The sequence below is a fragment of the Nesterenkonia massiliensis genome, from assembly GCF_000455245.1.
GTDB lineage: Bacteria > Actinomycetota > Actinomycetes > Actinomycetales > Micrococcaceae > Nesterenkonia > Nesterenkonia rhizosphaerae.
The window spans coordinates 37,827-48,468 of record NZ_HG005167.1 but is presented as its reverse complement, the minus strand read 5'-3'; the positions used below and the strand labels follow the sequence as shown (position 1 = coordinate 48,468).

The following is a 10,642-nucleotide window of genomic DNA, read 5'->3' as shown; positions in this document are numbered from 1 at the left end:
CCCTGTTCATCTTTGACCTCCACATCAACGATGAAGCCACGACGGCGGAGCATCTCGCGTTTGTTGCAGGACACCACTTCGGCCATGAATGTGACCTGCTCGCCCTCGTTGAGATCCACGAACGCCGAGAGCTGACCATAGGCGACATAGCGGCGCGGAAAATGCCGCAGCAGTTCCTCGGCTGTGGTGAGGTTGAGCTCCTTGGCCAGAGTGGATGCCGTGCGGCCGCCGAGCAGTCGCTCGAGGGGCGTCTCCGGGCGCACTGAGTCTGGGGCGAGAGTGCTCATGAATTACCCACTGCGCTCATCTGCATCTGCAAGCGATCACGAACCCAGCGGGGTGACCGCGCTGCTCTCTACCGCTCCGGCGGCGCTGATGGCCTCAAGTACGGCTTGCTCGTCCTGGGCGTGGACGTGGATACGCCAGCGCAGGGAGCCATCGACTTCGGCCTCTGCACCGATGGGCGTAATGATCACAGCCTCACCCAGTTCGTCCAATCGGTGGCGAAGCGAGGCTGCGCCCAGTGGGTCCAGACGCACGGTGGACATGATCTCGACTCCGGAGAGGCTGGCCTCTGCGGTGGAGGACTCAATCGACGACGGCGCCCCGGAAGCCCCTGCACGTGACTCCTCCCCTGCAGCAGCCCATCCGGAAAGGCCGGTGAGCAGGTCGTCCTGGACATACTGCATGGGGCTCTCGCCACGAACCGTGGCAGCAAGTGCGGCCAGCACCAGCAGCAGGCCCAGCCCGCCAGAGTCCACCACCTGCGCCCGAGTGAGTACCGGCAATTGCTGCTCGGTACGAACGAGCGCCTCCCGCGCCGCGGCGACCAACCTCGGCATGGCGGCCTCCAGTGCCGCCCTTGAGTCAGGTTCCTGTGCAGCGGCGGTTTCGTTGTGGGCGGCATCGCGCACCGCATCAAGAACCGAGAGCATCGTGCCGTCCACCGGTGCAGACAACGCTGACCAGGCTCGCAGGCTTGCTCGGTCTAGGGCACGGCTGAGGCCTTCTACCGTCAACCGGGAGGAGCCATGCAGGGGTTCAGCGAAACCAGCGATCAGCACTGCCAGCAAGGTGCCGGAGTTTCCGCAGGCCTCCCCCATGGCCCGGCTTCCCGCCAGGCTGAGCAGCTGACCGAGGTCCTCCTCGGCATCGCTTTGACGGGCACCGGCGGCTTCTTCCACGGCTTCCCGGCAGGCCCGAATGGTGGCCAGCATATTCGAGCCGGTATCTGAATCCGGGACCGGGAATACGTTGAGCCTGTTGATCTGCGGGGCGTGGACTTCAAGCATCTGCTCGGCCTGGGCGAACCACTGCAGCGCAGCCGCTGCGCCCTTGACTTTGCCCTTCACGAAGAAGACTCCCTCACGCCGTCGTCGTATGTCCTGTCCCTATTCTCCCCTACCAGCGCCTGAAGTGCGCAGAGCCGCTATTGCGAGAGGTGGTCCGCCAGGGTCCCGTCTTTCATATGCTGGGACATCGCGGCGATGGCCTCGGTGTCCTGGTAGAAGATCCACTGCCCATCTGCGGAGTATCCGTTTCCGGCGGTGGGCAACGTGGTGAACTGCATATTGTTGACTGCCCCGCGTGCGCTCCACGCCAGGCTCGCGGCGGCACCTGCATCGAGCTCTTCGTCGGTGATCAGGTGCTGGGCGAAAGTACCGACCATTTCGTTGACCCGCACCGGATTAGACAGGGTCGAGGGTGTGGCGGCCTGGTCGATCACTGCCCGGATGAAGGTCTGCTGGTTCTGGATGCGCTGGAGATCTCCTGTAGGGAAGGCTTTCCGCTCGCGGACGAAGGCCAATGCCTGTTCCGAGGTCATATGCTGCGGACCTTCGGCGAAGCTCATGCCGTTCTGCGCGGTGAAGGCCATAGGCGAGTTCACTGTGACTCCCCCCATGGAGTCCACCAGTCCGGCGAAACCGAGCATATCGATGGCGGCCACGTGGTCTACTCGGACGTCGAAGAGCGACTCGATGGTGGCCACAGTGAGGCCAGGGCCCTGTCCCCCGCCAAGTGCCAGGCCTGCGTTGACCTTATGCCAGCCGTACCCGCCGGGAATCTCGACCCAGAGGTCGCGCGGAATGGAGATGACTGAGACGGCATCCCGGCTTTCCGGGATGTGAACCAGCATCATGGTGTCACTGCGCCCGCCGCCGGGGACCCGCGGCAGGTTCTCGTTATCACCGGATCCGCCGCCGGAGTCTGAGCCCAGCAGCAGGATGTTCAGGGCGTCGTCGTCGGCGGGACGTTCCTCTTCAGGCGGGAACACCGCGCTCTGTCCATCCTCAGCGGAGGGGAAGTGAGTGACGTTCTCGTTATATGAACGCTGAAGCACAAAGAGATACGTCAGTGATGCCAGCAGGCCAAGAACTACCAGCACGGCAAATCCACCGAGCACCCATCGTCCGGTCTTACGGCGCTTGGGCGGAGGTTCTTCGTCAAAAAAGACGGGGCCGTTGTACGGGGCGCCGTGCCGAGGCGGGGCAGCAGTCATCACATTCTCCTCAGGGTGCCTGCTCATCAAGTGTTGACCGCCAGCGTTTAGCGTGCGGCCTCAGATTCGATCAGAATAGGCCATATGTCTGATAATTCCGCGCAGCCCACGGTGTTGACGTCCTCCGCACCGCGCCCCCGACCCAGGATCGGCGCAGTCCTTACCGGGTCTGCCGCGTTGGCACGAGGGCGGCGAGCCATGCTGGCAGCCGGAATGCTGCTGCTGACTTCCTGCGCAGCCACAGCCACCGTGGAACCTGCTCCCAACGCTGAAGATCCTGACTGCGCGGAGGTCATGCTGCGGCTTCCTGAAGTCATCGGGGACCAGGAGCGCCGCCCCACCAGTTCGCAAGGCACTGCTGTCTGGGGCGAGCCATCGGAGATTGTGCTGCGCTGCGGCGTGGAGCCCATCGGTCCCACCACGGAACCCTGTGTGAGATACGGCGGTATCGACTGGGTCGCTATGGACCGCGAGGATCACTGGCAGCTCATCAGCTACGGGCGCGTTCCTACCGTGGAGGTCCTGCTGGCGATGGAGCAGATCTCGTCGGTCAATGCGATGCCGCCACTGACCGACGCAGTCAGCCGCATTGAGCAATCACGTGAATGCACCGCGTACGTGGAGAACTCCGAGGACCTCTGAACAGGGCTAACGCTGCACTGGGCTATCTCTGCACTGGACTTCTCCGGGCCGCGTTAGTGGGCTGCGTTAGTGGGCTGCGACTTCCTGGAAGAGCTCGGGAGCGGCGCGCTCGTAGACCCGTGCCCCCAGCACTATGCCAGCCACGACCAGTCCGACGCCCTTGAGCACTGTTGCTGCGACCAAGAGCCCTAACAGCCAGTCGGCACCATTGACGGCCCACAGAATGAGCAGGACGACATCGGGGATCATCACTGCGGCGGTGAGCAGCATGGTCGCCATCTGAATCGCCATCATTCGTCCGCCAGCACCTTCAGGCTGCTTGAAGGGTGAGTCCCCGGGTTTCGGCGTGGGATAGACGAGCCGAGCGGAGATCACCGAGGAGAGCCCGATGGTGCTCAGCAGCATGCCCAGACTCAAGGCGGTCACCACCAGCAGATGCTCCACGTTGCCTACTGCCAGCATCGGCAGCACGCTTACCGCCAAAGTCACCGGCAGGGAGAAGGTCAGCAGTGAGACGGCACGTCCGGTCCGATCCGCGACGCCGGTGACCCCGGTGGTGACGTGGAGGGCGAATGCGGTGTTGTCATAGGAAATATCGGCCGAGATGGCGTAGCCCAGCATCCATGCGATGAAGGGTCCCAGCGCATAGAGGGTCCAGGTCTCCCCTGACTGCCACCATAGGAAGAGGCCCAGCACGGCGAGACCGGGGACCACAATCAAGGACCCACCGTATCGGGGGTCTTTCAGCCAGTACGTGAGACTGCGCGCTGCGACTGCTCCCCACGGAGTAGCCGGGAAGAGCCCGAAAAGTCCGATGTTTCCGCGCTTTGCTGAACGACGCTGGCCGCCTTGGCCACGCGGCTTCTCGGTGATGGTGATCAGGGCGGCGCGGATCATCAGCAGTGCCGCACCTAGGGTGGCCAACTGGATCAGCAGCCGTAAGCCAAACGCTCCCCAGGCCCCGGTGGCGGCATCGTAGGGCAGTGCGGCTCCGGCGGCCAGCGGCGTCCAGGACAGCACTTCGGCGATGACCGGAAGAGCCTCCTGCACATTCTCAAAGACACTGACGGCGCTCGAGACGATCGGGAACGCCATCATGGCCAGACCGAGTCCCAAGATAGCCAGCAGATCGCGCCATTTGCGGGCTGAGAGCCACGCTGAAGCGGCCGTCGTGACCGCCTGTGACACAGCAGTAAAAGTCACCAGCAGAAGTGGGATGCTCAGTATGGCAATCACCGCGGCCAGGAGGTCAGAGCGCCACAGCAGGACCTGCCCCACCAGCCAGAGAACGGTCAGAATCGCACCCACAGAGATCATCCGGGCGGCACTGAGGCCAATGACGAGGCTGCGCCGAGGAATGCCGAAGGTGATCAGCTGCCGGGGATCCATCACGGAATCGCCTCCGGTCATCGCCAGCGGCACGATAATCCAGACCAGGGTGACACCCGTGGAGACCACCACACTGGGGATCAGCAGATCCATAGCGGATTCTGCGCGGGCTCCTTCGACGAATTGAGTCGTGACCACCAGCCCTACCAGGCCGAGGCCGTAGAGCCCGGCGATCACGGTCCCCGCCAGAGCCCATCCCGAGCGTTTGTACGTGTTCCCCAGCAGCCGCAGCTTGAGGCGGATCAGGCTTTCAACCACGAGAGCTCCTGATCTGTGCCTTCCAGCCCGACAAGTTCCACGAAGCGGGTTTCCAGATCTGAGTCACCGCGCACCTCATCCACTGTTCCGGATGCCAGCAGCTGACCGTGGGCGATGATGCCGACATGGGTGCACATGCGTTGAACGAGGTCCATCACATGGGAGGACAGGATGACGGCTCCGCCGCTGGCCACGTAGGCATCCAGTAGCCCGCGGATGGTCCGGGCGGAAACCGGATCGACTGCTTCGAAGGGCTCATCCAGGACAAGCAGCTCAGGGGCATGCACCATGGCAGAAGCAAGCGCGATCTTCTTGGTCATACCAGCTGAATAGTCCTGAACGAGCTTGCCAGCGGCCTCTTCCAGTCCCAGGACGCGCAGCAGGTCCTCGGTGCGGGTGGCGACAGTTTCGCGGTCCATTCCACGCAGCAGTCCCGCGTAGGTCACCAATTGCTCACCGGTGAGTTTGGAGAACAGCAACACCCCATCAGCAAGGACGCCCATACGCCGCTTGGCCTCGCTGGGGTGCTTCCAGACATCGACGCCGGCTATCTCGGCTGAGCCGGCGTCGGGGCGCAACAGACCGGTGGCCATCGACAGGGTGGTGGTCTTACCGGCACCGTTGGGGCCGACGAATCCGTAGAAGGATCCCTTGGGCACATTCAGCGATAAGTCCTGGACCGCGATCTTGTCCCCGTATCGCTTATGCAGCCCACGGATGCTCAGCGCATTAGTCTCCATAGGCTCCACCCTATCGATGCCGCAGTCGGGCAGCCGTCAGCCCTGCGGATGACTTCCGCCAGCGCGCCCGCAACACGGGCGTGCGGGCTACGTCATGGCCGTCGCGGGGTTTCCCCCGCCCGCGGAACCAACTTTAGGCGTGAAGGCCGCGGCCACTGCACGCGGCCGAGTGGAACCGTGACGTTAGGGACCCGTGCAGCCGCTCCGCGGGTGTGCGGGCTACGTCACGGCGCGTGCGCGACATGCGCGCGCCGCCGGAACCCTTCAGGCGTGATGGCGGGCGTGAGCCCGCCGAGAGCGTGGCGGGGTCTCCCCGCCCGCGGAACCAACTCAGAACAGGGCAGAGGCTAGGCGCTTGCGCGAGGCCGCCACTCGAGGATCGCTGTCTCCCACGATGCTGTAGAGCTCCACCAGGTGGCGCCGCGCAGTTTCGCGATCATCACCGGGATGGGTCTGGATAAACCGCACCAGCCGCGCGAGGGCGTCCTCGACGTGACCACCGAGGACGTCGATATCTGCCACCTGGGTCTGGGCTTGCACATCATCAGGATGCTCAGCGGCGCGCTGGCGCACTGCCGCCAGATCCACATCCTGGGTGCGCTTCATCAGCTTGACCTGGGCAATGCCCAGTTTGGCGTCCTCGTCGTCGGGCTTCTCCCGCACGGCCTGTTCGAAAGCAGCGATGGCGCTGTCGTAGTCTCCCTGCTCCAGCGCCTGGTGAGCTTTCTGGTGCAGCGGCGGCAGCTCTGGTTCGCTCGCGTCCTCGGCGGTCCCTGCCTTACGCCCCTGGGGCGGCACGGTTCCGGTAATGCCGTTCTGGGTGGCCAGCTGCATGATCTGGGTGACCAATTGCGGCAGCTGCTCCGCCGGTGCCGTTGCGTCGAATTCACCGATCGGTTGGCCGGCCAGGAACGCGGTCACCACCGGCAGCTGCCCCGCCTGCTGGGCTAGTTCTGGGGAAGCAGCTGCGTCAATCTGGGCAAGAACGAGTCGGCCGCCCTGGGCATCAACCGCGCTTTCCAGTGTCTCGCGGAACTGGGCTGATGTGTCATCTGCCCCATGGATCAGCACCAGAACAGGCACCTGAGCTGAAAGCTGGATCACCTGTTGCAGCTGCTGCGGCTGGATGCTCACGCTCCAGGTGTCAGCACCTGGCTGCTGCGCGGCAGCGCCCGAGGCACCCGCCGGAGCAGCCCCGGCTGGTCGGCTCTGTGGCTGCTGGGACTGGTCGGTCAGAGAGGAGAGGTCTACTGCCCCTCGCGCATTGATTGAAGGCTGTTCACTCATCAGTCGCTATCGTAGCCCTCAAACCACTCTGGGGTGTCGATGGAAGCATCAGAGATGATGTCGTGGATGCCCAGTAGGACAATCTCGCCGTCTTCATCGGCCGGAATCTGGAGCACGACCGACTCGGTGGTGCTGATCTCGGTCGGGAACGTGGTCCAGTCAGTGCCGGCCAGCTCCTCGACGAGGTCATGCTCCAGGAAGATCGTATCGCCGTCGTCTAGTGGGGCCATCTGCATCACCAGCTCGAAGGAGCCAGCCACCAGAGTCGAACCGTCAGGCAGCTCCAGAGCTGTGATCTGTTCACCCATCTCCGGGGTTGGGAAGCTCAGCTCGGTGTCTTCAGCTGCTTCGGCCAATTCCTCGTAGTAGCCGTGCAGGCTCTGCAGGTAGATGCTCTCAGCGACCTGCTCACCAAACTCGTCCTCGGAATCGGCGAAGAAGTCGGCGACGCCGCGAAGTGCCTGAGCTGGTGCTTCAGAGGCGGACTCGTCCTCCGGATCAACCGGAACCACACCGCCCTGCTCGGCGGAGAAGGACGGGAACTCGGTGCCCGGCGCCATCAGGGAGGCATGGATGAGCTTGTAGTTCTCCCGCGCGGAATTCTGTTCCAGAATCAGGATCTGTGGGACTTCACCGTCTGGGTGGTTAGTGATCACCACAGCCTGTCGCGGGAACTCTGTCTCGGAAGTCACTGCCGCAGAGAGCACCTCGGTGCCGATAGGCGCCGGCAGAGAACTCTCAGCGAGGTCATGATTGCGGTAGCTGAGCTCTCGCACTTCGAGTGCATGACCTGCAACCCGCTGCTGGAGGGCCTCAGCATCCTGCTCCTCATCGGCGCTGGCCACCACCTCGGAGATATCACCGAGAATCCGCTCCAACTGGGTTCCCAGCAGCACGGAGTAGCCCTCGGAGGGCACTTCCTCTGCTACGTCGATGTCAGTCTCGGTCTGCTCGGGCTCTTCCGTCGCAGCATATGCCTGCTCGGTGCCGCCCAGAGCTGAGGTCAGCGCAATTGCCACCGCAGGTACGACGGCGTAGGCAGTGCCACGACCGAATCGTCCGCGCAGGCCCTTGGGCTTCTGCGCCGGTGTCTGCGCGTCGTCTGACCGGGACTGCTCGGAGGCGGGTTCGTCGTCGTTGATGACGTGCTCCTGGTCTTCTTGTGGTGCATCTTCGGGGTCAGCTGCTTCATCCGCGGTCACACGGTTGGCCTCTTCTTCGGAGGCGGAAGCTTCACTAGCAGTTTCGCTGGCTTCCTGCTGCGACTCATTCTGCTCATCGTCGATGACTTCGGTCTCGGCCAAGGAATCGTCGGAGTCATCCTGGAAGTCGAAGCTCAGGGCCGTGGTTTCATCCTCGTCGGCTTCAGGGTGTTCTTCGGTGCTATCAGCGTGGTCTGCCGCCAAAGGCTCAGCTGAAGAAGATTCTTCGACGCTGGAGAGATCTGCTGCAGGGTCTGCGTCAGCAGCACCGGGCAGAGCGATCGAAGGGTGCTCGAGCGTCTGGTCATCGGAATCAACTGATGAGGACTCTGGCTCGGTGGCCAGACCAGCGGATGCTGCGGTGGCGCCGTCGGCGTTGTCAGCCGCAGCTTCACGGCGCGTTGCTCCCAGAGCTCGGTAGAACAGCGCCAAGGCAACCAGCACGGCCAGGGCTCCGAGGATCACCAGGGTGATACCCAGACCCTGCGAGCCCGGCGCCGGGCGCTCAGCGGAGATTGTCACGGGAGCAGCGGCTTCACCGTCGCGGAAGACCAGCAAGGACCATTCTTCGTCCGTGTCGGGGGTGCTCCAGCGGTAGAGGAGTTCGCCCTCAGTGGTCTCGGTCGCTACCCAGAGGTCTGAGTTCAGCGGATTCGGGGCCTGCTGCTCACCCTCAATGTGCTCCACCTCGATCTCAGCCTGATCGGCTGAGTCAGTGACTCCGGTGACGCGGTTGTAGGCGGCGTCGCCCAGCCACGCCTCGATGTCATGCGCCCGACCGATCGCCAGGCTGTATTCGCCGTCGCCTTCAATGGTGAACTCATCGTGACCTTCATCGGCGTCGATGAGGTCATCAGTGATGACGGTGAATGGTGCCGCCTCTGCCGGCTGGCTGCGGACGTCCTCGGGTTCGCCAGGGACGAGCTGGCCGATGCCGAAGCCGAGAAGGATCAGCCCAAGAAGAAAGGCAGAGACGGGATAGAGGAATCGCACGGTACGAAGTGTCCTTTGGTGGTGGATACGCGGTAGTTCAGCGGCCTACACTATCGAAGATAACGATAAGGTCACAATCTTGTGACTGCCTGGACGCTGGCCCTGCGTTGGTGGCCGGCATAGCACCTGGTCAGCGCGGGCCCTCCCGAGGAATGGACGGATTCAGGCCGCGATCCTCCAACAGTGGGAATGCCAGTGGCGCCGTTGTTCTGCTGCGTAGTCAACACCGAACAGTGAGCCAGTGGGCCAGGCGACGATATGCGCTGTCTGAGGTGGGATCCGACCGTGACAGCCCGGGCAGATGTAGTCCTTCTGCGCAGCTGCTGCCGAAATGAACCGCACGTGATATTCACCGTCGCGCTTGGTGGCGATACCGGTACTGATACCGCCAGGAGCGAGGAACTGAGTGCTCAACGGGCGCTGTTCCCGCTGCCACTTCGATGCTCTGCGCTTGGCCATAGGGCTATTCTCCCATCCGATGGTGCGCGACAGGCTGAAAATCGCGTCGAAAGCGCAACAAACGGTGGGAAGCCTTATGCCCCTGGCGCAACTGACTCAGAACAGCCGTGAGTCGGCGTCGTCGACGCCCTTCATCTCCTCGTAGTCGAGCACCACGCAGCGGATGCCTCGATCCTCAGCCAGAGTTCTGGCCTGGGGTTTGATCTGCTGGGCAGCGAAGACACCGCTGACGGGGGCGAGCAGTGGATCACGGTTGAGCAGCTCCAGATAGCGGCTCAGCTGCTCCACACCGTCGATATCGCCGCGACGTTTAAGTTCTACTGCCACAGTTCCCTGAGGACCCTTGGCCAGAATGTCTACCGGCCCGATGGGGGTCGGGTGTTCACGGCGGATCAGGGCGTGCCCATCCCCCAGCCGCTCGATCTGTTCCGACAGCAGTCGCTGCAGATCTGCCTCGACGCCGTCCTTGACGAGTCCGGGATCGGTGCCCAGCTCGTGCGATGAATCGTGGTGAATCTCTGAGATGAGGATCTTTAAGGTGTCATCTGATTTGGTAGCGGATACTGTCCACACCTCTTTGATGCCTGCTTCGGCTTGATGCTCATCCGGTGCGCTCACCCGCATCGTCGCTGGTGGCGACATCCAGTTCAGCGGTTTATAGGAGCCGCCGTCTGAGTGAATAAGCACCGCTCCGTCAGCTTTGACCATCAGCAGGCGCTTGGCCAGAGCCATATGGGCATTGAGCCGACCGGAATAGGTCACCGAACATGTTGCTATCACCAATCGCACGGTCATCGATCCTATCGTGTGGTCTCGGCCCGCGCGGAGTCGGGAAGATACACCGATGGCCCCCGGCGGAACCGGGGGCCATCACGTGAGTGTGAAGTGAGAGTCAGGCTGAGGGATCAGCCGTGGGAGAGCTCGGCGTCGTCGGCGACGATGGTGACCCGATCATGGTCGACGGAGAAGAAACCTCCGCTGACCTGGGCCTTCACAGCGGTGCCGCTGACCGGCTCCACCACCAGCTCGCCCTCGCCCAGCAGGGCGAGTACCGGGGTGTGACCGGGCAGGATGCCAATGTCGCCCTCCACGGTGCGCGCGCGCACCGACTTGGCCTGCCCCGACCACACAGCGTGGTCAGAGGCTACGACCTGAACGTCGAGCTGAGCCAT

General features: G+C 63.3%; 10 protein-coding genes and 1 pseudogene. 1 reads left to right on the top strand and 10 read right to left on the bottom strand.

Annotation, left to right across the window (positions count from 1 at the left end; translation table 11 throughout):
- The 3 genes and pseudogenes from TX78_RS05780 to TX78_RS05770 form a co-directional block, all read right to left on the bottom strand.
- Nucleotides 1-287: pseudogene (locus TX78_RS05780) on the bottom strand (ATP-dependent DNA helicase RecG); the annotation flags it as partial.
- Between the two features lie 36 nt (nucleotides 288-323).
- A complete protein-coding gene (locus TX78_RS05775; RefSeq protein ID WP_081652604.1) occupies nucleotides 324-1,352 on the bottom strand; it encodes a DAK2 domain-containing protein in 1,029 nt (342 codons plus the stop codon).
- Nucleotides 1,353-1,429: 77 nt separating this feature from the next.
- Complete coding sequence (locus TX78_RS05770; RefSeq protein WP_044494585.1) at nucleotides 1,430-2,500, bottom strand: LCP family protein; 1,071 nt, start codon at nucleotides 2,498-2,500, stop codon at nucleotides 1,430-1,432.
- A gap of 84 nt (nucleotides 2,501-2,584) precedes the next feature.
- Here TX78_RS05770 and TX78_RS05765 point away from each other — a divergent pair, with 84 nt between their 5' ends.
- The gene (locus TX78_RS05765) at nucleotides 2,585-3,142 is read left to right on the top strand and encodes a DUF3515 family protein (RefSeq protein WP_081652602.1); all 558 of its coding nucleotides are present in this window, start codon (nucleotides 2,585-2,587) and stop codon (nucleotides 3,140-3,142) included.
- Nucleotides 3,143-3,208: 66 nt separating this feature from the next.
- Here TX78_RS05765 and TX78_RS05760 read toward each other — a convergent pair whose 3' ends face one another.
- The 7 genes from TX78_RS05760 to TX78_RS05730 form a co-directional block, all read right to left on the bottom strand.
- Nucleotides 3,209-4,789: a hypothetical protein gene (locus TX78_RS05760; protein WP_044494582.1), complete on the bottom strand. Its 1,581-nt coding sequence runs from the start codon at nucleotides 4,787-4,789 to the stop codon at nucleotides 3,209-3,211.
- Nucleotides 4,774-5,529, bottom strand: coding sequence for an ABC transporter ATP-binding protein (locus tag TX78_RS05755; RefSeq protein WP_044494930.1), 756 nt, complete (start codon nucleotides 5,527-5,529; stop codon nucleotides 4,774-4,776). The genes TX78_RS05760 and TX78_RS05755 overlap by 16 nt, the downstream gene beginning before the upstream one ends.
- 330 nt (nucleotides 5,530-5,859) lie before the next feature.
- Nucleotides 5,860-6,816 (bottom strand): tetratricopeptide repeat protein, encoded by a 957-nt coding sequence (locus tag TX78_RS05750; protein WP_044494580.1) that lies wholly within the window; start codon nucleotides 6,814-6,816, stop codon nucleotides 5,860-5,862.
- The gene (locus TX78_RS12605; protein WP_049897542.1) at nucleotides 6,816-9,011 is read right to left on the bottom strand and encodes a hypothetical protein; all 2,196 of its coding nucleotides are present in this window, start codon (nucleotides 9,009-9,011) and stop codon (nucleotides 6,816-6,818) included. Before TX78_RS12605 ends, TX78_RS05750 begins: the two co-directional genes overlap by 1 nt.
- Before the next feature lie 162 nt (nucleotides 9,012-9,173).
- Nucleotides 9,174-9,470: a hypothetical protein gene (locus tag TX78_RS05740; protein WP_044494579.1), complete on the bottom strand. Its 297-nt coding sequence runs from the start codon at nucleotides 9,468-9,470 to the stop codon at nucleotides 9,174-9,176.
- Between the two features lie 96 nt (nucleotides 9,471-9,566).
- Nucleotides 9,567-10,259: an endonuclease NucS gene (gene nucS, locus TX78_RS05735; RefSeq protein WP_044494928.1), complete on the bottom strand. Its 693-nt coding sequence runs from the start codon at nucleotides 10,257-10,259 to the stop codon at nucleotides 9,567-9,569.
- Nucleotides 10,260-10,375: 116 nt separating this feature from the next.
- Entirely contained in the window at nucleotides 10,376-10,642 is a 267-nt protein-coding gene (locus TX78_RS05730) for a F0F1 ATP synthase subunit epsilon (RefSeq protein WP_044494577.1), read from the bottom strand.

Coding starts and splice junctions, on each gene's coding strand:
- TX78_RS05755 (WP_044494930.1), bottom strand. CDS start 5,529: ATGGAGACTAATGCGCTGAGCATCCGTGGGCTGCATAAGCGATACGGG.
- TX78_RS05750 (WP_044494580.1), bottom strand. CDS start 6,816: ATGAGTGAACAGCCTTCAATCAATGCGCGAGGGGCAGTAGACCTCTCC.
- TX78_RS05770 (WP_044494585.1), bottom strand. CDS start 2,500: ATGACTGCTGCCCCGCCTCGGCACGGCGCCCCGTACAACGGCCCCGTC.
- TX78_RS05765 (WP_081652602.1), top strand. CDS start 2,585: ATGTCTGATAATTCCGCGCAGCCCACGGTGTTGACGTCCTCCGCACCG.
- TX78_RS05740 (WP_044494579.1), bottom strand. CDS start 9,470: ATGGCCAAGCGCAGAGCATCGAAGTGGCAGCGGGAACAGCGCCCGTTG.
- TX78_RS05730 (WP_044494577.1), bottom strand. CDS start 10,642: ATGGCTCAGCTCGACGTTCAGGTCGTAGCCTCTGACCACGCTGTGTGG.